We start from the raw sequence: 21,999 nt of genomic DNA on the forward strand, positions 1-21,999 counted from the left end.
TGTCCAGAATGGCGCAAGCACCAGGGTCTCTGAAGTTTGCGCCATTTTTTCATCCGCCTTTTCGAGGACCTGAATCATGTTGAAAGGCTACGGGGCCGTTATCCTCGATGGCGCATGGTTGACGCTTCAGCTCGCCTTGTCGTCCATGGCCTTGGCCATTGTTCTGGGTCTGATTGGGGTCGCATTGCGCCTGTCGCCGGTACGCTGGCTGGCTTGGCTGGGTGACCTGTACTCCACGGTGATCCGCGGGATCCCCGACCTGGTGCTGATCCTGCTGATTTTCTACGGCGGCCAGGACCTGCTCAACCGCGTCGCGCCGCTACTGGGCTACGACGACTATATTGACTTGAACCCCTTGGCCGCCGGTATCGGTACCCTGGGTTTCATCTTTGGCGCCTACCTGTCGGAAACTTTCCGCGGTGCGTTCATGGCCATCCCCAAGGGCCAGGCCGAAGCGGGCATGGCCTATGGCATGAGCCCGTTCCAGGTGTTTTTCCGGGTGATGGTGCCGCAGATGATCCGGCTGGCAATCCCCGGCTTTACCAACAACTGGCTGGTACTGACCAAGGCCACCGCGCTGATTTCGGTGGTGGGCCTGCAAGACATGATGTTCAAGGCCAAGCAGGCGGCAGATGCCACCCGCGAACCTTTTACCTTCTTCCTCGCGGTGGCGGCGATGTACCTGGTGATCACCAGCGTCTCGTTGCTGGCCCTGCGTTATCTTGAGAAGCGCTACTCGGTAGGCGTAAAGGCGGCTGATCTATGATCTTCGACTACAACGTCATCTGGGAGGCCATGCCGCTGTACCTTGGCGGCTTGCTGACCACCCTGAAATTGCTGTTGATTTCGCTGTTCTTCGGCCTGCTTGCCGCCGTGCCCCTGGGCCTGATGCGAGTGTCCAAACAACCGCTGGTCAATGGCTCGGCCTGGCTCTACACCTATGTGATCCGCGGTACGCCGATGCTGGTGCAGCTGTTTTTGATCTACTACGGCCTGGCCCAGTTCGAAGCGGTGCGCGAGAGTTTCCTCTGGCCGTGGCTGTCCAGCGCGACCTTCTGTGCGTGCCTGGCCTTTGCCATCAATACCAGCGCCTACACCGCCGAGATCATCGCCGGTAGCCTCAAGGCCACGCCCCATGGCGAGATCGAAGCGGCCAAGGCCATGGGCATGTCGCGCTACAAGCTCTACCGCCGCATCCTGCTGCCCTCGGCCCTGCGCCGGGCGCTGCCGCAGTACAGCAACGAAGTGATCATGATGTTGCAGACCACCAGCCTGGCCTCCATCGTCACCCTGATCGACATCACCGGTGCCGCGCGCACGGTGAACGCCCAGTACTACCTGCCGTTCGAAGCCTACATCACCGCTGGCCTGTTCTATCTGTGCCTGACGTTCATCCTGGTGCGCCTGTTCAAGCTGGCCGAGCGCCGCTGGTTGAGCTACCTGGCTCCCCGGAAGCACTGATATGGAACGCATCGAGCACGTACTGCCCTGGGGGCACCTGGGTTGCGAGCGCCAGTTGACGGTGTTCCGTTTCGGCCATGGCGAGCGCAAGGCGTATATCCAGGCCAGCCTGCACGCCGATGAGTTGCCGGGGATGCGCGCGGCCTGGGAGCTGAAAAAGCGCCTGGCCGAACTCGAAGCGCAGGGCGCCCTCAACGGTGTGATCGAGCTGGTGCCGGTGGCCAACCCGATGGGCCTGGGTCAACTGCTGCAAGGCAGCCACCAGGGGCGTTTCGAGGTCGGCACCGGGAAGAACTTCAACCGTGATTTCGTCGAGTTGAGCGAGCCGGTTGCTGCCTTGCTGGGCGGCAGGCTGGGGGATGATCCCCACGCCAATGTGCGCATGATCCGCCAGGCAATGAGCGATGCGCTCAATGCACTGCCCGAGCCGAGCAGCCAGTTGCAAGGTATGCAGCGGGTTTTGCTGAGCCATGCCTGTACTGCCGATGTGGTCCTCGACCTGCACTGCGACGCTGAAGCCGCGCTGCACATGTACGCGCTGCCCCAGCACTGGCCGCAGTGGCGTTCGTTGTCGGCGCATTTGAATGTGACGGTCGGCCTGTTGGCGGAAGATTCCGGCGGCAGCTCGTTCGATGAGGCCTGCTCGTTGCCGTGGCTGCGTTTGTCACGGGCGTTCCCCGAGGCGCAGATCCCCCTGGCATGCCTGGCGACGACCCTGGAGCTGGGCGGTCAGGCCGATACCGGTCGGGATGAGGCGATCTTCCACGCCGAAGGTATCCTCGCGTTCCTCGCCGAACAGGGCCTGATCAAGGGAGAGTGGCCGGCGCCGCAACACGAGCCGTGCGAAGGCGTGCCCTTCGAAGGCACTGAATTGCTGTTCGCGCCCCACGCCGGGGTGATCAGTTACTTGCGTAAAGCCGGTGACTGGGTGGAAACCGGCGAGCCGATTTTTGAAGTGATTGATCCTTTGGCCGACCGCGTCAGCATTGTTTGCGCGGGCACGTCAGGGGTGTTGTTTGCCGTTGAACGGCTGCGTTATGCCCAAGCGGGTTTCTGGCTGGCCAAGGTGGCGGGGCGCGAAGCGCTGCGTCACGGGCGCTTGCTCAACGACTGACCAACTGTTTTTGTGAGAACCGACCGCATGTACAAACTTGAAGTCCAAGACCTGCATAAACGCTATGGCAGTCATGAAGTGCTCAAAGGCGTGTCCCTGGCCGCCGCGGCCGGTGATGTGATCAGCATCATCGGTTCCAGTGGCTCGGGCAAAAGCACCTTTTTGCGCTGCATCAACCTGCTGGAGCAGCCTCACGCCGGCAAGATCCTGCTCAATAACGAAGAGCTGAAGCTGGTGGCCAACAAAGACGGCGCGATGAAAGCCGCCGACCCCAAGCAGTTGCAGCGTATGCGTTCGCGTCTGTCGATGGTGTTCCAGCATTTCAACCTGTGGTCGCACATGACCGCGCTGGAAAACGTCATGGAAGCCCCGGTGCATGTGCTGGGCATGTCGAAAAAAGACGCCCGTGAAAAGGCCGAGCACTACCTGGCCAAAGTCGGCGTGGCTCATCGCAAGGATGCCTTCCCCGGCCATATGTCCGGTGGCGAGCAGCAGCGCGTGGCGATTGCCCGGGCGCTGGCGATGGAGCCTGAGGTGATGCTGTTTGACGAGCCGACCTCGGCGCTGGACCCGGAGCTGGTCGGCGAAGTGTTGAAGGTCATGCAGGACCTGGCCCTGGAAGGCCGGACGATGGTGGTAGTGACCCACGAAATGGGCTTTGCCCGTGAAGTGTCCAACCAGTTGGTGTTCCTGCACAAAGGCATTGTCGAAGAGCGCGGCAACCCGCGTGAAGTGCTGGTCAACCCGCAGTCCGAGCGGTTGCAGCAGTTCTTGTCCGGTAGCTTGAAGTAAACAAGGCTGCGTTTATGCACTGAAATAGTGCATGCTTCGCAGCCTTGAGGTTGGCCTCGATTCCTTGTAGGAGCTGGCTTGCCGGCGATAGCGGTAAGCCAGTCCCACCGCTATCGCCGGCAAGCCAGCTCCCACATTAGATCTCTGTTTGTTTTGAGATTTGTGTTGGTTTACGGGCTAGCATTGGCCCTTGTCTTCATTACCGTTTTCGTTTCGGATAGCCCTCCATGACAGCCCATCGCATTGGTTTCCTGATTTGGCCCAGCACTAAAGCCCTGACGCTTGCGCTGGCTGAGGAGGCCTTGCGTGTGGCCCAGCGGGTGCATCCAGACGTGGTCTACGAGGTGTCATTCCTGCAGGCCGAGCCGCCGGTCGAGGGTGACTGGAAGCTGCCCGGCGAACCCTGGGCCGGTAAGCTGGAAGGCTTCCAGAAGCTGTTCCTGCTGGCCGACGAGCCGCCCACCGTGATCGCGTCCCAGTTGGGCACCGCACTCAAGCAACTGGTGCGTGCCGGCTGCGTGATCGGCGGCTTGTCGGCGGGCGTGTATCCGTTGGCGCAACTGGGTTTGCTCGACGGCTATCGCGCCGCCGTGCACTGGCGCTGGCAGGATGACTTTGCCGAGCGTTTCCCCAAGGTCATCGCCACCAGCCATTTGTTCGACTGGGACCGTGATCGCCTGACCGCCTGCGGTGGCATGTCGGTGCTCGACCTGCTGCTGGCGGTGTTGGCCCGTGATCACGGTGCCGAACTGGCCGGTGCGGTCTCCGAAGAATTGGTGGTAGAGCGCATCCGCGAAGGTGGCGAACGCCAGCGCATTCCATTGCAGAACCGCCTGGGGTCCAGCCATCCGAAGCTGACCCAGGCAGTGTTGCTGATGGAAGCCAATATCGAAGAGCCGCTGACCACCGACGAAATCGCCCAGCATGTGTGCGTGTCGCGACGACAACTGGAGCGCATCTTCAAGCAGTACCTCAACCGCGTTCCCAGCCAGTACTACCTGGAGCTGCGCCTGAACAAGGCGCGCCAGATGCTGATGCAAACCAGCAAATCGATCATCCAGATCGGCCTGTCCTGCGGCTTCTCCTCGGGGCCGCACTTTTCCAGCGCCTACCGCAACTTCTTCGGCGCCACCCCCCGTGAAGATCGCAACCAGCGGCGCAGCAGCAGCCCGTTCGAGTTGTCGTCGGTGCCATCCGAGCGCGGCTGAGCAGGGCCTTGCCCTGCGGATGCAGCTGAGCAAAATTCCCACGGCACTGCCGCAACCGCCTGTCTTCTGTTTAAACTGCGCCATTGCGAAGCTATTTGTCGCATTGGCGTAAACCCGCGTAAAACGGGGGTTGGCGCTATAAGAAGTTGTCGCTTGGCGGCAAGGCCGCGCTGAAAACTGTCCTTACAATCCCTGCATCGCCCGCCAGTTCCAGGCAGGCGTTCCTCTTCAGGAGACTCCGATGTCCGTTGAGCAAGCCCCGGTGCAACGTGCCGATTTCGACCAGGTCATGGTGCCCAACTATGCCCCTGCCGCCTTTATCCCTGTGCGTGGCGAAGGTTCCCGCGTGTGGGACCAGTCGGGTCGCGAGCTGATCGATTTTGCCGGCGGCATCGCAGTGAACGTGCTGGGCCATGCCCACCCGGCGCTGGTCGGCGCATTGACCGCCCAGGCCAACAAGCTGTGGCACGTCTCCAACGTCTTCACCAACGAGCCGGCCCTGCGCCTGGCCCATAAGCTGATCGACGCCACCTTTGCCGAGCGTGTGTTCTTCTGCAACTCGGGCGCCGAAGCCAACGAGGCCGCCTTCAAGCTGGCCCGTCGCGTGGCGTTCGACCGTTTCGGCAGCGAGAAATACGAGATCATCGCCGCCCTGAACAGCTTCCACGGCCGCACTCTGTTTACGGTCAACGTCGGTGGCCAGTCGAAGTACTCCGATGGTTTCGGTCCTAAAATCACCGGCATCACCCACGTTCCTTATAACGACCTGGACGCGCTGAAAGCCGCGGTGTCGGACAAGACCTGCGCCGTGGTGCTGGAACCGATCCAGGGCGAAGGCGGCGTGTTGCCGGCTGAGCTTGCGTACCTGCAAGGTGCCCGCGACCTGTGTGACGCCAACAACGCGCTGCTGGTGTTCGACGAAGTGCAGACTGGCATGGGCCGCAGTGGCCATCTGTTTGCCTACCAGCACTACGGCGTGGTGCCCGACATCCTCACCAGCGCCAAGAGCCTGGGCGGCGGCTTCCCGATTGCCGCGATGCTGACGCGCGAAGACCTGGCCAAGCACCTGGTGGTCGGCACCCACGGCACCACCTACGGCGGCAACCCGCTGGCATGCGCGGTGGCCGAAGCGGTGATCGACGTGATCAACACCCCCCAGGTGCTGGCCGGCGTCAATGCCAAGCACGAGCTGTTCAAGGCCCGCCTGGAGCAGATCGGCCAGCAATACGGGATCTTCACCCAAGTACGTGGCATGGGCCTGCTGCTCGGTTGCGTATTGAGCGACGCGTTCAAGGGCAAGGCCAAGGACGTGTTCAACGCGGCCGAGAAAGAAAACCTGATGATCCTGCAGGCCGGCCCGGACGTGGTGCGTTTTGCGCCAAGCCTGGTGGTGGAAGAGGCGGACATCAATGAAGGTCTGGACCGCTTTGAACGTGCTGTAAAAACGCTGACGCAAGCTTGATAGATACACATTTATCTAACGAACCGGATCAAATGTGCGAGCGGGCTTGCCCGCGATAGCGATCTGTCAGTCGACGTTGTTGTGACTGGCCCACCGCAATCGTGGGCAAGCCCGCTCCCACATTGGAACCTGGGTGATTCCAGGTTCAGTGTCCGGCATTTTTTTATGAAGTTTTCGAGTTAAGGAGTGACACCATGCTGGTGATGCGCCCCGCGCAAATGGCTGATCTGGGCGAGGTACAGCGTCTGGCTGCGGACAGCCCGATTGGTGTCACCTCCCTGCCGGATGACGTTGAACGCCTGAGCGACAAAATCGCCGCCAGCGAAGCGTCCTTCGCCGCCGAAGTGAGTTTCAACGGTGAAGAAAGCTATTTCTTTGTCCTCGAAGACACCGTCGCCGGCAAGCTGGTGGGCTGTTCGGCCATCGTTGCCTCGGCCGGTTATTCCGAGCCGTTCTACAGCTTTCGCAACGAGACCTTCGTCCACGCGTCCCGCGAACTGAAGATCCACAACAAGATTCACGTCCTGTCCCAGTGCCACGACCTGACCGGCAACAGCTTGCTGACCAGCTTCTACGTGGTGCCGGAACTGGTGGGTTCGGCCTGGTCGGAGCTCAACTCCCGTGGCCGCCTGCTGTTTGTCGCAAGCCACCCCGAGCGCTTTGCCGACTCGGTGGTGACCGAGATTGTCGGCTACAGCGACGAGAACGGTGATTCGCCGTTCTGGGATGCCATCGGCCGCAACTTCTTCGACCTCAACTACGCCGCCGCCGAGCGCCTGTGCGGGTTGAAGAGCCGCACCTTCCTCGCCGAGCTGATGCCCCACTACCCGATCTACGTGCCGCTGTTGCCCGACGAAGCCCAGGAAGCCATGGGCCAGGTGCACCCGCGTGCGCAGATCACCTTCGACATCCTGATGCGCGAAGGTTTTGAAACCGATCATTACATCGACATCTTCGACGGTGGCCCGACCCTGCATGCGCGGGTCTCGGGCATCCGTTCGATCGCCCAGAGCCGCGTGGTGCCGGTGAAGATCGGCGAGATGGTCAAGGGCGTCGGCCGCCAGTACCTGGTGAGCAACGCGCAGTTGCAGGATTACCGCGCAGTGATGCTGGAACTGGACTACGCGCCGGGCAAGCCGGTGACCCTGGACCTGGAAGCGGCCGAAGCCCTGGGCGTCGGCGAAGGCGCCAGCGTGCGCCTGGTAGCGGTTTAAAAAGCAGAGTTTCGCGGGTGGCTGCAAAGCGGCCCGTCTGAGGAGATAGCATGATCGTTCGTCCCGTACGCAGCAGCGATTTACCGGCCCTGATTGATCTGGCGCGCAGCACCGGCACCGGCCTTACCACTTTGCCGGCCAATGAAGAGCGCCTGACCCACCGGGTTGGCTGGGCTGAAAAGACCTTTCGCGGCGAAGCCGGGCGTGGTGATGCCGACTACCTGTTCGTGCTGGAAAACGACGAAGGCCGGGTGGTGGGGATTTCCGCCATCGCTGGCGCCGTCGGCCTGCGTGAGCCGTGGTACAACTTCCGGGTCGGCCTGACGGTCAGCGCCTCCCAGGAACTGAACATCTATCGCGAGATTCCTACGCTGTTCCTGGCCAACGACCTGACGGGCAACTCCGAGCTGTGCTCGTTGTTCCTGCATGCCGATTACCGCAACGGCCTCAACGGCCGCATGCTGGCCAAGGCACGGATGCTGTTCATTGCTGAATTCCCGCAGCTGTTTGGCAACAAGATCATTGCCGAGATGCGCGGGGTGTCCAACGACGCCGGGCGTTCGCCGTTTTGGGAAAGCCTGGGCCGGCACTTCTTCAAGATGGAGTTCAGCCAGGCCGACTACCTCACCGGCGTGGGCAACAAGGCGTTTATTGCCGAACTGATGCCCAAGTTCCCGCTGTACACCTGCTTTTTGTCCGAGGACGCGCGCAACGTGATCGGCAAGGTCCATCCCGACACCGAGCCGGCCTTGAGCATGCTCAAGAGCGAAGGCTTCAGCTACCAGGGCTACGTCGATATCTTCGACGCGGGCCCTGCAGTGGAGTGTGAGACCAGCAAGATCCGCGCGGTGCGTGACAGCCAGGCGCTGGTGCTGGCCATCGGCACGCCGGGGGACGACGCCACGCCGTTCCTGATGCATAACCGTAAACGTGAAGAGTGCCGCATCACCGCCGCACCGGCGCGCCTGGCTGCGGGCACTCTGGTGGTCGATCCGCTGACCGCCAAGCGCCTGCAACTGGTGGCCGGTGATCAAGTGCGTGCCGTACCGTTGTCTGCTGCCCGGGAGTCGAAATAATGAATTCGTTGTATATCGCAGGGAGCTGGCTGGCTGGCCAGGGTGAACGCTTTGAGTCGCTGAACCCGGTGACCCAGCAGGTGATCTGGGCCGGCAATGGCGCCAGTGTCGAGCAGGTCGAGTCCGCCGTGCAGGCTGCGCGCCAGGCATTCCCGGCCTGGGCCAAGCGCCCCCTGGAAGAGCGCATCAGCGTGCTGGAAACCTTTGCCGCCACCTTGAAGAGCCGCGCCGATGAAATCGCCCGCTGCATTGGCGAAGAAACCGGCAAGCCGCTGTGGGAGTCGGCCACCGAAGTTACCAGCATGGCCAATAAAATCGCGATCTCGGTGCAGAGCTACCGCGAACGTACCGGCGAGAAGAGCGGCCCCCTGGGCGACGCCACGGCGGTGTTGCGCCACAAGCCTCACGGCGTGGTCGCAGTGTTCGGTCCTTACAACTTCCCCGGCCACTTGCCCAACGGGCATATCGTCCCGGCCTTGCTCGCGGGCAATACCGTGTTGTTCAAGCCGAGCGAGCTGACCCCTAAAGTGGCCGAGCTGACGGTACAGTGCTGGATCGAAGCCGGCCTGCCGGCGGGCGTGTTGAACCTGCTGCAAGGCGCGCGGGAGACCGGGATCGCCCTGGCCGCCAATCCAGGTATCGACGGCCTGTTCTTCACCGGTTCCAGCCGCACCGGCAATCACCTGCACCAGCAGTTCGCCGGGCGCCCGGACAAGATCCTCGCGCTGGAAATGGGCGGCAACAACCCGCTGGTGGTGGACCAGGTGGCCGATGTGGATGCAGCGGTCTACACCATCATCCAGTCGGCCTTTATTTCTGCCGGCCAGCGCTGCACCTGTGCCCGGCGCCTGCTGGTGCCGGAAGGCGCCTGGGGCGACGCACTGCTGGCGCGCCTGGTTGCCGTCAGTGCGACCATTGCCGTGGGGGCCTTTGACCAGCAACCTCCGCCATTCATGGGCTCGGTGATTTCCCTGGGCGCGGCCAAGGCCTTGATGGAAGCCCAGGAACTGATGCTGGCCAACGGCGCCGTGGCGCTGCTGGAAATGACCCAGCCCCAGGCGCAGGCAGCCTTGCTGACACCTGGCATCATCGACGTGACCGCCGTGACCGAGCGCGAGGACGAAGAGCTGTTCGGCCCGTTGCTGCAAGTGGTTCGCTACACGGATTTCGAAGCGGCGATCAGTGAAGCCAACAACACTCAATACGGTTTGGCCGCAGGGTTGCTGTCGGACTCCGAGGCGCGCTACCAGCAGTTCTGGCTGCAAAGCCGTGCGGGTATCGTCAACTGGAACAAACAGCTGACCGGCGCGGCGAGCACCGCGCCATTTGGTGGGGTAGGGGCGTCGGGCAATCATCGCGCCAGTGCCTATTACGCGGCAGATTACTGCGCGTACCCGGTGGCATCCCTGGAGACACCGAGCCTGGTCTTGCCAGCCGCGCTGACGCCGGGTGTAACGCTGAACTAAATGTGGGAGCGGGCTTGTGTGGGAGCTGGCTTGCCTGCGATGCGGGCACCTCGGTCTTTCAGCCAGACCGAGGGGATGCCATCGCAGGCAAGCCAGCTCCTACACAAGCCAGCACCTGCAGTTGATCGGGTTTGCAAAGACAGGTTTGTGGTGTGTTGAAGACCTTTGATGCCTATAAAAACAGATGTTCGTGGAGCCTCGCCGATGAAATCCTGTGAAGTCAATTTTGACGGTCTCGTGGGGCCGACCCATAACTACGGCGGTTTGTCCTACGGCAACGTCGCGTCCCAGAGCAACAGCCAGCAATCTTCCAACCCCAGGGAAGCGGCGTTGCAGGGCCTGGCGAAAATGAAAGCCCTGATGGACATGGGCTTTGTGCAAGGTGTGCTTGCTCCCCAGGAACGTCCGGATGTCGCCGCGCTGCGCAGCCTTGGCTTTGCCGGCACAGACGCCCAGGTGATCCAGCAGGCGGCCAAGCACGCCATGCCGTTGCTGGTGGCCAGTTGTTCGGCCTCGAGCATGTGGGTGGCCAACGCCGCCACAGTCAGCCCGAGCGCCGACACGTTTGACGGCCGCGTGCATTTCACCGCCGCCAACCTCAACTGCAAATACCACCGCAGCATCGAACACCCGACCACCAGCCGCGTGCTGGGGGCGATGTTTGCCGATCAGCAGCACTTCGCCCACCACGCCGCGTTGCCGGCCGTGGCGCAGTTCGGTGACGAAGGCGCCGCCAACCACACCCGCTTCTGCCGCGAATATGGCGAGGCGGGCGTGGAGTTTTTCGTGTTCGGCCGCAGTGCGTTCGACACCCGCTACCCGGCGCCGCAAAAGTACCCGGCGCGCCAGACCCTCGAAGCGTCCCAGGCGGTTGCGCGTTTGCATGGCCTGCAGGATGACGGTGTGGTCTACGGCCAGCAGAACCCGGCCGTGATCGATGCCGGGGTGTTCCACAACGACGTGATCGCAGTGGGTAACGGCGAAGTGTTGTTCTATCACGAGGATGCGTTCCTCAATACCGAGCAGATGCTCGCTGAACTGCAGGCCAAGCTGGGCAAGCTCGGCGGCAATTTCCAGGCAATCTGCGTACCCCGCGCCCTGGTCAGCGTCGAAGACGCCGTGCGCTCCTACCTGTTCAACAGCCAGTTGCTGAGCCGCGCCGACGGTTCGATGCTGCTGATCGTGCCCGAGGAGTGCCGCAACAACGAGCGTGTCTGGCACTACCTGCAAAGCCTGACCAGTGCCGGTGGGCCGGTCGGCGAAGTGAAAGTCTTCGACCTCAAGCAAAGCATGCAGAATGGCGGCGGCCCGGCCTGCCTGCGTTTGCGCGTGGCGTTGAAGGAGGCTGAACTGGCGGCGGTCAATCCAGGGGTTATCATGACTGCACCGCTGTACGAAACGTTGACCCAATGGGTCGGCAAGCACTACCGCGACAGCCTGCGTGAAACCGATCTGGCTGACCCGCAGTTGCTGCTCGAATGTCGCACGGCATTGGATGAACTGACGCAAATCCTTAAACTGGGCTCGGTTTATCCTTTCCAGATCAATTAAAGCCACACGGCTGAGACTTATTTATGACCACCGATACCCTGAAGCTGATCCTTGAAGACACCGACGGCACCCAGCTGGAAACCTCCTGCACCCGCCTGGCCGTGGTGTGGCAGGGCAAGGAAATCTGGATCCAGCACGATGGCCGTGGCCAACTGCTGATCGGCGTGGACGTGGAAGAAGGCGACGCCGAGTACGCCAACCTGCTGATGCGCCCGCTGGCCACCAACCTGATGAGCCTGCAACTGGAAATGGAACCGGCCGACGTTGAAGGTGATGACGACGATCACGTCCACGGCCCAGGCTGCAACCACTAAGGAAGCTGCTCTATGCTCGCCCTCGGCAAACTGCTTGAACTGACCCTCGCCGGTCGTGAACCGGCGCAAAAAATTCAACTGACTGTCGACGGCGTGCAAATGCGCTGGCTCAGTGAGGGCGCACTCGAGGTGCGGCCTCCTGAGGCACGGGACAACGGCGCCGATGTGCTGCTGTCATCCGGCATCCATGGCAACGAAACCGCGCCGATCGAATTGGCCGACCGCCTGTTGCATGGCATCGCCCGCGGGGAGATCAAGCCCCGTACCCGTATTCTGTTCCTGTTCGGCAACCCCGAGGCCATGCGTCGCGGCGAGCGTTACCTCGAGCAGGACGTCAACCGGCTGTTCAACGGCCGCCACGAACAAAGCATCGGCCCCGAAGCCATGCGCGCCGCCGAGCTTGAGCAGTTGGCCCGCACCTTCTTCAGCGTGCCCGGCCGTTCGCGCCTGCACTACGACCTGCACACGGCGATTCGCGGTTCGAAGATCGAGCAGTTTGCCCTGTACCCCTTCAAGGAAGGGCGCCAACACTCCCGCACCGAACTGGCCCGCTTGCGCGCGGCCGGCATGGAAGCGGTGCTGTTGCAGAACAAGACCTCCATCACTTTCACCGCGTTTACCTACGAGCAACTGGGCGCCGAGTCGTTCACCCTGGAACTGGGCAAGGCCCGTCCATTCGGGCAGAACCAGGGGGTGGATGTATCGCGCCTGGAAACCCGCCTCAAGCAGATCATTGAAGGCAACGAGCCGGCCGCCGAGGGCCTGGACGGCCTGAAGTTGTTCAGCGTGGCCCGGGAAATCATCAAGCACAGTGACGCCTTCACCCTGCATTTGCCGGCGGATGTGGAGAACTTTTCGGAACTGGAGAAGGGCTACCTGCTGGCCGAGGACATCGCCAAGACCCGCTGGGTGATCGAGGAGGAGGGCGCGCGCATCATCTTCCCCAACCCGAAGGTCAAGAATGGCTTGCGGGCGGGCATCCTGATTGTGCCGACCACAGATGTTGGCCTGGCCTGAGCCTTGGGTTCAGCGCGGTCAACTGTAGGAGCTGGCTTGCCTGCGATAGCATCAGCTCGGTCTGTCAGTTACCTCGAGGAGATGCTATCGCAGGCAAGCCAGCTCCCACCCAGACCCAGTTTTTACACTGGTTTGGGTAGGGTTGCTTAGACTGCTAAGGCACGCGGCTCATTGCGGCGAATCGCGCGGATCTTGTGCAGGGTATCGGCGCAGGTCTGCGCAGCTTCCTTGCCCTTGTGCACAAAGTGCTCAAAGAAGAAGTTGTGGTGCTCGCTGCCCGCGTGGAAGTGATGCGGCGTCAGGGACACCGAGAACACTGGCACTTCGGTTTCCAACTGCACCTGCATCAGGCCGCTGACTACCGATTGTGCGACGAACTCGTGGCGATAGATCCCACCGTCCACCACCAGGGCGGCGGCGACGATGCCGGCGTAGCGGCCGGACTTGGCCAGAAGCTTGGCGTGCAGGGGCATTTCAAAGGCGCCGCCGACTTCAAAGAAATCGATGTCCGACTCTTGGTAGCCCTGGACGAGCATTTCGGCGAGGAAGCCTTTACGGCTCTGATCAACAATATCTTTGTGCCAGCAAGCCTGGATAAACGCGACGCGCTCACCGTGGTGGTTTTTGCTCTTGCTGTCGATTGCGGTGGGTTGCATGTTCTGACTCCTGTTTATGAAAAAAACAGGGCGTTATGAATCGAATGGGATTTAAGGGTACGAGCAGCTGTGTCATGCAGGCATGAAATCAGCACACGGCCCTTAGGCGCCAATCCCGTTCTCTCTTCATCCGGACTATGACCGTCGGCCCCGGGATCACACCGGGTCTGCTGACCTTGCCGCCGTCCTGCGTGAGCAGTTCGAGGCGCCAAGCGCTCGCGGGCTATGCGCATTGCGCGCAATTACCGCCGGTGGGGAATTGCACCCCGCCCTGAGAACGTTGCCGCCAGAACCCTGGCGGCGGAGAGTTTTTACCATACATTTCGAAAAACTGCATAGGGTGCTTGTTAATATCGACTATCGACAGGTTTGCCGATCAGCCTTGTAGGCGGTTGATATCTGTGGGCGATACCCGCAGTAATCGGTTACAACAGGTCATTCTCCACTCGCAGAGGCCCGCTTGATGTCCGTTATTGATCTTCGTAGTGACACCGTGACCCAACCCACGCCGGGCATGCGCGATGCCATGGCCAGCGCACCGAGCGGCGATGATGTCTACGGTGAAGACCCCAGCGTCAACCTGCTGGAAGCCGAACTGGCCAAGCGCCTGGGCTTTGCCGCCGCGCTGTTCGTGCCGACCGGCACCATGAGCAACCTGTTGGCACTGATGGCCCACTGCGAGCGGGGCGAGGAATACATCGTCGGGCAACAGGCCCACACCTACAAATATGAGGGCGGCGGCGCGGCGGTGCTGGGTTCGATCCAGCCGCAGCCCCTGGAAGTCCAGGCGGACGGTTCGCTGGACCTGGCCCAGGTCGCAGAAGCGATCAAGCCGGATGACTTCCACTTCGCCCGCACCCGGCTGTTGGCGTTGGAAAACACCATGCAAGGCAAAGTGTTGCCCATGAACTACCTGGCCGCTGCACGCGCATTTACCCGCGAACATGGCCTGGCCCTGCACCTGGACGGCGCGCGCCTGTACAACGCGGCGGTCAAGCTGGGGGTGGATGCGCGGGAGATTGCCGGGCATTTCGATTCGGTCTCGGTGTGCCTGTCCAAGGGCCTTGGCGCGCCGGTTGGCTCGGTGCTGTGCGGCTCCAGTGTGTTGATCGCCAAGGCCCGTCGTTTGCGCAAGATGGTCGGTGGCGGTATGCGCCAGGCGGGTTCTTTGGCGGCGGCGGGGCTGTACGCCCTGGACCATCAGGTGGCGCGCCTGGCCGAAGACCACGCCAATGCCCAGTGGCTCGGCGATGAGCTGCGCAAGGCCGGCTACAGCGTGGAGCCGGTGCAGACCAATATGGTCTACGTGCAGATCGGCGAGCAGGCCCAGGCCCTGAAGGCCTTTGCCGAAGCGCGTGGGATCACGTTGAGTGCCGCCCCGCGCTTGCGCATGGTCACGCACCTGGACGTCAGCCGGGCACAGATGGAGCAAGTGCTGGCGACATTTGTCGAGTTTTCCCGGAAATGACAGTGCAGGCCGTCTAATTGACTGTTTCTATCGTATAAACACGCTGTACCACGGGCAAAGGGCCGATATAATGCGGCCCTTTGCCGTCGCTCCGTCTGATGACGTTTAGCACTGGCCTTTGGCCGCAGCCTCCGTGGAAGAACCTAATGAAAAGCGCAGAAATCCGTGAAGCCTTCCTTCGCTTCTTCGAAGAGCAAGGTCACACCCGTGTCTCCTCCAGCTCTTTGATCCCAGGCAATGACCCAACCCTGCTGTTCACTAACGCGGGGATGAACCAGTTCAAGGACTGCTTCCTGGGCCAGGAAAAACGCGCCTACACCCGCGCCACCAGCAGCCAGAAGTGCGTGCGCGCCGGCGGCAAGAACAGCGACCTGGAGAACGTCGGCTACACCGCCCGTCACCACACCTTTTTCGAAATGCTCGGCAACTTCAGCTTTGGCGATTATTTCAAGCAAGACGCGATCAACTTCGCCTGGACCTTCCTCACTGGCGTGCTGAAGCTGCCGAAGGAAAAACTCTGGGTCACCGTCTACGCCACCGACGACGAAGCCTACGACATCTGGACCCAGCAGATTGGTGTGCCGGTCGAGCGCATGATCCGCATCGGCGACAACAAGGGCGCGCCTTACGCCTCCGACAACTTCTGGACCATGGGCGATACCGGCCCGTGCGGCCCGTGCACCGAGATTTTCTACGATCATGGCGCCGACATCTGGGGTGGCCCGCCGGGCTCGCCGGAAGAAGACGGTGACCGTTACATCGAGATCTGGAACAACGTGTTCATGCAGTTCAACCGCACCGCCGATGGCGTGTTGCATCCGCTGCCTGCGCCGTCGGTAGATACCGGTATGGGCCTGGAGCGGATCAGCGCGGTGATGCAGCACGTTCACTCCAACTACGAAATCGACCTGTTCAAGAACCTGCTGAGCGCGTCGGCCGCGGCCATTGGCTGCGCCAACGACAACCAGTCTTCGCTCAAAGTGGTATCGGACCATATCCGTTCCTGTGGTTTTCTGATTGCCGACGGCGTGCTGCCCTCCAACGAAGGCCGTGGCTACGTGCTGCGCCGCATCATCCGTCGCGCCTGCCGCCACGGTAACAAGTTGGGCGCCACGGGTAGCTTCTTCTACAAAATCGTTGCCGCGCTGGTGGCCGAGATGGGCGAAGCTTTTCCGGAACTCAAGCAGCAGCAAGCCAATATCGAGCGCGTGCTCAAGGCTGAAGAAGAGCAGTTCTCCAAGACCCTGGAGCACGGCCTGAAGATCCTGGAACAGGACCTGGCTGAGCTCAAAGGTACCGTGGTGCCCGGTGATGTGGTGTTCAAGCTGTATGACACCTATGGCTTCCCGATGGACCTGACGGCCGACATCGCCCGCGAGCGTGAACTGACGGTCGATGAGGTTGGTTTCGAGCGTGAGATGGAAGCCCAGCGTGTACGCGCGCGTTCCGCGAGCTCTTTTGGTCTGGATTACAACACCTTGGTCAAGGTTGACGTGGCGACCGAGTTCACGGGTTATCAGGCCACCGTCGGCTCGGCCAAGATCGTGGCTATTTATAAAGATGGCCAGTCGGTCGATGTCTTGAGCGAAGGCGAAGAGGCGGTCGTGGTGCTCGATCAGACGCCGTTCTACGCCGAATCTGGCGGCCAGGTCGGTGACTGTGGTTTCTTGCGCTCGACATCCGGTCGTTTCGACGTGCGCGACACCACCAAGACCGGCGGTGCTTTCCTGCATCACGGTGTGTTGGTGCTGGGTAACCTGACGGTCGGCGCTCCGGTAGAGACTCAGGTTGATGCTGATGTACGGCATGCAACCGCCTTGAACCACTCGGCTACCCACTTGCTGCACGCGGCGCTGCGCCAGGTATTGGGCGAGCACGTCCAGCAGAAGGGGTCGTTGGTCGACAGTCAGCGCCTGCGCTTTGACTTCAGCCATTTTGAAGCGATCAAGCCTGAGCAATTGAAGGCATTGGAAGACATCGTCAACGCCGAGATTCGCAAGAACACTGCGGTAGAAACTGAAGAGACCGATATTGAAACCGCCAAGAAAAAAGGCGCCATGGCGCTGTTCGGCGAGAAATACGGCGACAACGTACGCGTGCTGAGCATGGGCGGCAGCTTCTCCGTGGAACTGTGCGGCGGTATCCATGCCAAGCGCACCGGTGACATCGGCCTGCTGAAAATCATCAGCGAAGGCGGCGTGGCTTCCGGTGTACGGCGTATCGAGGCGGTGACCGGCGCTGCGGCCCTGGCCTACCTCAATGCGGCCGAAGAACAACTCAAGGAAGCGGCGACCCTGGTCAAGGGCAGCCGTGACAACCTGATCGACAAGCTCTCTGCCGTACTGGAGCGCAACCGCCAGCTGGAAAAACAGCTGGAGCAGTTGCAAGCCAAGGCGGCCAGCGCAGCGGGTGACGACCTGTCAGCCTCGGCACTGGACATCAAGGGCGTGAAGGTTCTGGCCGCGCGCCTGGACGGTCAGGACGGCAAGGCGCTGTTGGCCTTGGTCGATCAGTTGAAGAACAAGCTCGGCCGCGCAGTGATCCTGCTCGGCAGTGTCCATGAGGAAAAGGTCGTACTGGTTGCCGGTGTAACCAAGGACCTGACTGGCCAACTCAAGGCTGGTGATTTGATGAAACAAGCCGCTGCGGCAGTGGGCGGGAAGGGCGGTGGTCGTCCGGACATGGCGCAAGGCGGTGGTGTAGACGCTGGTGCCCTGGACGCGGCCCTGGCCCTGACCGTGCCATTTGTCGAGGCGGGTATTTAAGGCGCTGTTAATGAGTCCATGGTCTAGTCATGGGCTCGCTTAGCTGCTGGAAGATTTGTTTATTGGGCGCCCCTTTACGGGCTGAGGCGGCTTAGAAATGGCTTTGATCGTACAGAAATTTGGAGGCACCTCGGTCGGCTCTGTCGAACGAATCGAGCAGGTCGCCGACAAGGTTAAGAAATTCCGCGATGCCGGCGACGACCTGGTGGTGGTGCTGTCGGCCATGAGCGGCGAGACCAATCGCCTGATCGACCTGGCCAAGCAAATCAGTGGTGATCAGGCTCCGCTGGCGCGTGAGCTGGATGTGATCGTGTCCACCGGTGAGCAGGTGACCATTGCTTTGTTGGCCATGGCGCTGAACAAGCGTGGCGTGCCGGCGGTGTCCTACACTGGCACCCAGGTACGGATCCTCACGGACAGCGCGCATACCAAGGCGCGCATCCTGCAGATCGACGATCAGAAGATTCGTGGTGACTTGAAGGCCGGTCGCGTGGTGGTTGTCGCCGGTTTCCAGGGCGTTGACGAGCACGGCAATATCACGACCCTGGGCCGTGGCGGTTCCGACACCACCGGCGTGGCACTGGCGGCAGCCCTGAAGGCTGACGAATGCCAGATCTACACCGATGTGGACGGCGTCTACACCACTGACCCGCGCGTAGTGTCCGTGGCCCAGCGCCTGGACAAGATCACCTTCGAAGAGATGCTGGAAATGGCCAGCCTCGGGTCCAAGGTGTTGCAGATCCGTGCGGTGGAGTTTGCCGGCAAGTACAACGTACCGCTGCGCGTATTGCACAGCTTTAAAGAGGGTCCGGGCACCCTCATTACTATTGATGAAGAGGAATCCATGGAACAGCCGATCATTTCCGGCATCGCCTTTAACCGCGATGAAGCCAAGCTGACCATCCGTGGCGTGCCAGACACCCCGGGCGTGGCCTTCAAGATCCTTGGGCCGATCAGTGCGGCGAACATTGAAGTCGACATGATCGTGCAGAACGTTGCGCACGATAACACCACCGACTTCACCTTCACCGTGCACCGCAACGAGTACGATGCGGCCGAGCGTATCCTGCAGAACACTGCCCAGGAAATCGGGGCGCGTGAAGTGGTCGGCGACACCAAGATCGCCAAGGTGTCGATCGTTGGTGTGGGTATGCGCTCCCATGCGGGCGTTGCCAGCCGCATGTTCGAGTCCCTGGCCAAGGAAACCATCAATATCCAGATGATCTCCACATCGGAGATCAAGGTGTCGGTGGTGATTGAAGAGAAGTACCTGGAGCTGGCTGTGCGTGCACTGCACACCGCTTTCGAACTGGACGCGCCGGCCCGACAGGGCGAGTAACGCGTTGCCAGGAAGGCGCGGTTGATCCGCGCCTTTCTTTTTTGCCGGGTGATGGCCCAGGCCTGTTCTTTTGCCCGTGCTCGACAATACTTAGGCATGCAGGGCCATGGCCGATGGGTTATAGGCCCAAGGCCTTTTTTTGCAGACTGTTGTTCCCGAAATGAAATGCGTGAGGAGAAAGGTATGCTGATTCTGACTCGTCGATGCGCAGAAAGCCTGATTATTGGTGATGGCGAAATCACCGTGACCGTGCTCGGCGTCAAAGGCAATCAAGTGCGGATTGGGGTCAATGCCCCCAAAGAGGTGGCCGTCCACCGTGAGGAAATCTACCTGCGGATCAAGAAAGAGAAGGACGACGAACCAAGCCATTAATTTTTATCGTTTTTTATGTTTGCAAACGGGGATGAAGCTGGTTAATATACGCCCCGTGTTGCGGAGAGCTGGCCGAGTGGCCGAAGGCGCTCCCCTGCTAAGGGAGTACACCTCAAAAGGGTGTCGGGGGTTCGAATCCCCCGTTCTCCGCCATTATTTGCTTAGTACGTTGCAATCTGGTTTTTTCGCTAAGTTGTTGAAATTAAACGAAAAAATAGCTTTACATAGAGATTGAACGGCCTATAATGCGCGGCAACAAATGCACTCGTAGCTCAGCTGGATAGAGTACTCGGCTACGAACCGAGCGGTCACAGGTTCGAATCCTGTCGAGTGCACCATTTAAGAGTTAGTTGCAGAAATGCAGGTAACTTGGCTCCAACCAGTTGTGATCTGGTATAAAACCACAATCTGCACTCGTAGCTCAGCTGGATAGAGTACTCGGCTACGAACCGAGCGGTCACAGGTTCGAATCCTGTCGAGTGCACCATACAAACAAAAAGCCCGCCTAGTGCGGGCTTTTTGCCGTCTGGGGTTTTTACTTTCCTGGCGGCCTGCGTAGGAATAGTCTCGGCCACGCAGGTTTTTCTCTCGCCCATGTGTTTTCTTTTCTATGGCTGTCGTCGCAGTTTCATACGTGTGGCCAACACTCAGCTTTGTTGTGCAAGCGCTTGTTCTTTCCAGTTTTTTAACGTTTAAAGCGGGCGCACGGTGTATCATTGCGCCCGTCAGCCCCGCCGGGGCTTGTGGAATACCTCCATGGACTTACCCAGTAGTTACTCAGTACCCCGTTTTACCAATCATGAATTGACTGATTGATCCTTCCGGCGTGCCCCGCTGCTGGGAGTGGAGTTCGCCTATGACCGAAGTAGAAGTAAAGAAAACACAAGAAAGCCTGCAGGATCGTCTGGCTCAAGTCGTCGAGCTGCTGCAGCGCCAGCGTGTGGTCGAAGATCTGACCCATCGCCAGGAAGGTCCTCATCAAGACCGGGTCGAGAACCTGGTCCATCGGCAGAATCTCGTCGAATTGCAGCGCAAGCTCGATGACCTGCACTCTGCCGACGTCGCCTACATCCTTGAAGCCCTGCCGCTGGACGATCGTCTGACGCTTTGGCAGTTGGTCAAGGCTGATCGCGATGGCGACATCCTCCTCGAAGTATCCGACTCGGTGCGTGAAACCCTGATCGCCGACATGGACGATCACGAGCTCCTGGCTGCGGCCAAGGAGATGGACGCCGACGAACTGGCCGACCTCGCCCCTGAGCTGCCCCGTGATGTTGTCCATGAGCTGATGGAGACCCTCGACGGTCAGCAGCGTGAGCGCGTGCGCTCCGCGTTGTCCTATGACGAGGAGCAAGTCGGCGCATTGATGGACTTCGAGATGGTGACTATCCGTGAGGATGTCAGCCTGGAAGTGGTCTTGCGCTACCTGCGGCGCCTCAAAGAACTGCCTGGGCACACCGACAAGCTGTTTGTGGTCGACTACGAGGGCATCCTCAAGGGCGTGCTGCCGATCAAGCGCCTGCTGGTCAACGACCCGGACAAACAAGTGGCCGAGGTCATGGCCAGCGATCCGGTGAGCTTTCATCCCGATGAAGACGCCTACGATGCCGCCCAGGCATTCGAGCGTTATGACTTGATTTCGGCCCCGGTGGTCGACAAGAACGGCAAGCTGATCGGCCGTTTGACCATCGATGAGATGGTCGACCTGATCCGTGAGGAAAGCGAAAACGAAGTCCTCAACATGGCGGGTCTGCGTGAAGAGGAAGATATTTTTGCGTCAGTCTGGCGATCCCTGAGCAACCGTTGGGCGTGGCTGGCGGTCAACCTGATTACTGCGTTCATTGCCTCGCGGGTGATCGGCCTGTTCGAAGGCTCTATCGAGAAGCTGGTGGCGTTGGCGGCGCTGATGCCGATCGTGGCCGGTATTGGTGGTAACTCGGGTAACCAGACCATCACCATGATCGTGCGGGCGATGGCCCTGGACCAGGTGAGCACGGGTAATACCTCGCGCCTGATGCGCAAGGAATTGGCGGTGGGCCTGATCAATGGCTTGGTGTGGGGGGGCGTTATTGGGGTGGTGGCCTATCTGCTGTATGGCAGCTGGTCCCTGGGCGTGGTCATGACTGCGGCCATGACCCTCAACCTGCTACTGGCGGCCTTGATGGGGGTGTTGATCCCCATGACCCTTGCGCGCCTTGGGCGCGATCCGGCGATGGGCGCCAGTGTGATGATCACGGCCATGACTGACAGTGGTGGCTTCTTCATCTTCCTGGGCTTGGCGACGATCTTCCTGCTTTGAACCCAATAGGGGCCGGCAAGCCGGCTCCTGCATCCAAAGTAAAAAAACACGCAAAAAAAAGCCAGCGCAAGGCTGGCTTCAGCTTTCAGTTGCCGGTTATTCGGCTTCTGCGGCTGCCTCAACGTCATGGGCAATCAGCGACACAAGCGCATTTTGCTGACGGTGGGACAGTTGGCGAAACCGCTGTAGCAGCTCGCGTTCGTGCAGTGACAGCTCCGGGCTGTCCATACGCATGCTCAGCTCATCACCCAGAGCGCCTTCCTGAATAAGGCTTTGCTCCATGCGCGCGATGATTTCAGAGTTCATGCTGCGGTGATGATTGCGAGCCACCTCGGCAATGCGTTCCCGCATTCCGTCTGGCAGACGTACGACGAACTTGTCAGCCGTACGGCTGGAATAAATTGCCTGTTTCAATGGGCGCATAT

General features: G+C 60.7%; 19 protein-coding genes, 3 tRNA genes and 1 riboswitch. Of the genes, 20 read left to right on the forward strand and 2 right to left on the reverse strand.

Annotation, left to right across the window (positions count from 1 at the left end; genetic code table 11):
- The first annotated feature begins 76 nt into the window (after positions 1 to 76).
- The 12 genes from AC19YY_RS03950 to astE all read left to right on the forward strand — a co-directional run bounded on the left by AC19YY_RS03950 (position 77) and on the right by astE (position 12,675).
- Positions 77 to 766: an ABC transporter permease gene (locus AC19YY_RS03950; RefSeq protein ID WP_029294434.1), complete on the forward strand. Its 690-nt coding sequence runs from the start codon at positions 77 to 79 to the stop codon at positions 764 to 766.
- Positions 763 to 1,461, forward strand: coding sequence for an ABC transporter permease (locus tag AC19YY_RS03955; RefSeq protein WP_115128781.1), 699 nt, complete (start codon positions 763 to 765; stop codon positions 1,459 to 1,461). Before AC19YY_RS03950 ends, AC19YY_RS03955 begins: the two co-directional genes overlap by 4 nt.
- 1 nt (position 1,462) lies before the next feature.
- A complete protein-coding gene (locus AC19YY_RS03960; RefSeq protein ID WP_500603879.1) occupies positions 1,463 to 2,575 on the forward strand; it encodes a succinylglutamate desuccinylase/aspartoacylase family protein in 1,113 nt (370 codons plus the stop codon).
- Between the two features lie 27 nt (positions 2,576 to 2,602).
- Positions 2,603 to 3,367 (forward strand): ABC transporter ATP-binding protein, encoded by a 765-nt coding sequence (locus AC19YY_RS03965; RefSeq protein WP_029294441.1) that lies wholly within the window; start codon positions 2,603 to 2,605, stop codon positions 3,365 to 3,367.
- Between the two features lie 227 nt (positions 3,368 to 3,594).
- Entirely contained in the window at positions 3,595 to 4,575 is a 981-nt protein-coding gene (gene argR / locus AC19YY_RS03970; protein ID WP_169955156.1) for a transcriptional regulator ArgR, read from the forward strand.
- A 241-nt stretch (positions 4,576 to 4,816) separates the two neighbouring features.
- Positions 4,817 to 6,037 (forward strand): aspartate aminotransferase family protein, encoded by a 1,221-nt coding sequence (locus tag AC19YY_RS03975; RefSeq protein ID WP_169955157.1) that lies wholly within the window; start codon positions 4,817 to 4,819, stop codon positions 6,035 to 6,037.
- Positions 6,038 to 6,231: 194 nt separating this feature from the next.
- Positions 6,232 to 7,251, forward strand: a complete 1,020-nt coding sequence (aruF, locus tag AC19YY_RS03980) for an arginine/ornithine succinyltransferase subunit alpha (RefSeq protein WP_032861580.1) — start codon at positions 6,232 to 6,234, stop codon at positions 7,249 to 7,251.
- A 50-nt stretch (positions 7,252 to 7,301) separates the two neighbouring features.
- The gene (gene astA / locus AC19YY_RS03985) at positions 7,302 to 8,327 is read left to right on the forward strand and encodes an arginine N-succinyltransferase (protein WP_169955158.1); all 1,026 of its coding nucleotides are present in this window, start codon (positions 7,302 to 7,304) and stop codon (positions 8,325 to 8,327) included.
- Positions 8,324 to 9,793: a succinylglutamate-semialdehyde dehydrogenase gene (astD, locus tag AC19YY_RS03990; protein WP_172312972.1), complete on the forward strand. Its 1,470-nt coding sequence runs from the start codon at positions 8,324 to 8,326 to the stop codon at positions 9,791 to 9,793. Before astA ends, astD begins: the two co-directional genes overlap by 4 nt.
- A gap of 204 nt (positions 9,794 to 9,997) precedes the next feature.
- On the forward strand, positions 9,998 to 11,344 hold the full coding sequence (gene astB, locus AC19YY_RS03995) for an N-succinylarginine dihydrolase (protein ID WP_172312950.1): 1,347 nt from the start codon (positions 9,998 to 10,000) through the stop codon (positions 11,342 to 11,344).
- Between the two features lie 23 nt (positions 11,345 to 11,367).
- Positions 11,368 to 11,658: a hypothetical protein gene (locus AC19YY_RS04000; protein ID WP_029294458.1), complete on the forward strand. Its 291-nt coding sequence runs from the start codon at positions 11,368 to 11,370 to the stop codon at positions 11,656 to 11,658.
- Between the two features lie 12 nt (positions 11,659 to 11,670).
- Entirely contained in the window at positions 11,671 to 12,675 is a 1,005-nt protein-coding gene (gene astE, locus AC19YY_RS04005) for a succinylglutamate desuccinylase (RefSeq protein ID WP_170043789.1), read from the forward strand.
- 146 nt (positions 12,676 to 12,821) lie between these two features.
- Here the strand turns inward: astE and AC19YY_RS04010 are convergent, their stop codons facing one another.
- Positions 12,822 to 13,331 (reverse strand): 6,7-dimethyl-8-ribityllumazine synthase, encoded by a 510-nt coding sequence (locus AC19YY_RS04010; protein ID WP_169955161.1) that lies wholly within the window; start codon positions 13,329 to 13,331, stop codon positions 12,822 to 12,824.
- Between the two features lie 113 nt (positions 13,332 to 13,444).
- Positions 13,445 to 13,614: riboswitch (FMN riboswitch) on the reverse strand.
- A gap of 180 nt (positions 13,615 to 13,794) precedes the next feature.
- Between AC19YY_RS04010 and ltaE the strand changes: the two genes are divergently transcribed.
- The 8 genes from ltaE (at position 13,795) to mgtE (ending at position 21,574) form a co-directional block, all read left to right on the forward strand.
- Complete coding sequence (ltaE, locus tag AC19YY_RS04015; RefSeq protein WP_500603880.1) at positions 13,795 to 14,799, forward strand: low-specificity L-threonine aldolase; 1,005 nt, start codon at positions 13,795 to 13,797, stop codon at positions 14,797 to 14,799.
- Positions 14,800 to 14,945: 146 nt separating this feature from the next.
- Positions 14,946 to 17,564, forward strand: a complete 2,619-nt coding sequence (gene alaS / locus AC19YY_RS04020) for an alanine--tRNA ligase (RefSeq protein WP_170043788.1) — start codon at positions 14,946 to 14,948, stop codon at positions 17,562 to 17,564.
- Positions 17,565 to 17,661: 97 nt separating this feature from the next.
- Entirely contained in the window at positions 17,662 to 18,903 is a 1,242-nt protein-coding gene (locus AC19YY_RS04025) for an aspartate kinase (protein WP_038442619.1), read from the forward strand.
- Between the two features lie 183 nt (positions 18,904 to 19,086).
- Positions 19,087 to 19,275 (forward strand): carbon storage regulator CsrA, encoded by a 189-nt coding sequence (gene csrA, locus AC19YY_RS04030; protein ID WP_003178872.1) that lies wholly within the window; start codon positions 19,087 to 19,089, stop codon positions 19,273 to 19,275.
- Between the two features lie 62 nt (positions 19,276 to 19,337).
- A tRNA-Ser gene (locus AC19YY_RS04035) sits at positions 19,338 to 19,428 on the forward strand.
- Between the two features lie 108 nt (positions 19,429 to 19,536).
- Positions 19,537 to 19,613, forward strand: a tRNA-Arg gene (locus tag AC19YY_RS04040).
- A gap of 72 nt (positions 19,614 to 19,685) precedes the next feature.
- Positions 19,686 to 19,762: transfer RNA gene (locus AC19YY_RS04045), tRNA-Arg, on the forward strand.
- A gap of 369 nt (positions 19,763 to 20,131) precedes the next feature.
- Positions 20,132 to 21,574, forward strand: coding sequence for a magnesium transporter (gene mgtE / locus AC19YY_RS04050; RefSeq protein WP_169955164.1), 1,443 nt, complete (start codon positions 20,132 to 20,134; stop codon positions 21,572 to 21,574).
- Positions 21,575 to 21,670: 96 nt separating this feature from the next.
- Here mgtE and AC19YY_RS04055 read toward each other — a convergent pair whose 3' ends face one another.
- Entirely contained in the window at positions 21,671 to 21,997 is a 327-nt protein-coding gene (locus AC19YY_RS04055; RefSeq protein ID WP_029294475.1) for an Arc family DNA-binding protein, read from the reverse strand.
- Positions 21,998 to 21,999 lie beyond the last annotated feature (2 nt).

The organism is Pseudomonas sp. MF09156 (assembly GCF_059862305.1).

Bases quoted from the DNA above. Each gene is read 5' to 3' on its own strand.
- AC19YY_RS03950 (WP_029294434.1), top strand. From the start codon at position 77: ATGTTGAAAGGCTACGGGGCCGTTATCCTCGATGGCGCATGGTTGACG.
- AC19YY_RS03955 (WP_115128781.1), top strand. From the start codon at position 763: ATGATCTTCGACTACAACGTCATCTGGGAGGCCATGCCGCTGTACCTT.
- AC19YY_RS03960 (WP_500603879.1), top strand. From the start codon at position 1,463: ATGGAACGCATCGAGCACGTACTGCCCTGGGGGCACCTGGGTTGCGAG.
- AC19YY_RS03965 (WP_029294441.1), top strand. From the start codon at position 2,603: ATGTACAAACTTGAAGTCCAAGACCTGCATAAACGCTATGGCAGTCAT.
- argR (WP_169955156.1), top strand. From the start codon at position 3,595: ATGACAGCCCATCGCATTGGTTTCCTGATTTGGCCCAGCACTAAAGCC.
- AC19YY_RS03975 (WP_169955157.1), top strand. From the start codon at position 4,817: ATGTCCGTTGAGCAAGCCCCGGTGCAACGTGCCGATTTCGACCAGGTC.
- aruF (WP_032861580.1), top strand. From the start codon at position 6,232: ATGCTGGTGATGCGCCCCGCGCAAATGGCTGATCTGGGCGAGGTACAG.
- astA (WP_169955158.1), top strand. From the start codon at position 7,302: ATGATCGTTCGTCCCGTACGCAGCAGCGATTTACCGGCCCTGATTGAT.
- astB (WP_172312950.1), top strand. From the start codon at position 9,998: ATGAAATCCTGTGAAGTCAATTTTGACGGTCTCGTGGGGCCGACCCAT.
- AC19YY_RS04000 (WP_029294458.1), top strand. From the start codon at position 11,368: ATGACCACCGATACCCTGAAGCTGATCCTTGAAGACACCGACGGCACC.
- astE (WP_170043789.1), top strand. From the start codon at position 11,671: ATGCTCGCCCTCGGCAAACTGCTTGAACTGACCCTCGCCGGTCGTGAA.
- AC19YY_RS04010 (WP_169955161.1), bottom strand. From the start codon at position 13,331: ATGCAACCCACCGCAATCGACAGCAAGAGCAAAAACCACCACGGTGAG.
- ltaE (WP_500603880.1), top strand. From the start codon at position 13,795: ATGTCCGTTATTGATCTTCGTAGTGACACCGTGACCCAACCCACGCCG.
- alaS (WP_170043788.1), top strand. From the start codon at position 14,946: ATGAAAAGCGCAGAAATCCGTGAAGCCTTCCTTCGCTTCTTCGAAGAG.
- AC19YY_RS04025 (WP_038442619.1), top strand. From the start codon at position 17,662: ATGGCTTTGATCGTACAGAAATTTGGAGGCACCTCGGTCGGCTCTGTC.
- csrA (WP_003178872.1), top strand. From the start codon at position 19,087: ATGCTGATTCTGACTCGTCGATGCGCAGAAAGCCTGATTATTGGTGAT.
- mgtE (WP_169955164.1), top strand. From the start codon at position 20,132: ATGACCGAAGTAGAAGTAAAGAAAACACAAGAAAGCCTGCAGGATCGT.
- AC19YY_RS04055 (WP_029294475.1), bottom strand. From the start codon at position 21,997: ATGCGCCCATTGAAACAGGCAATTTATTCCAGCCGTACGGCTGACAAG.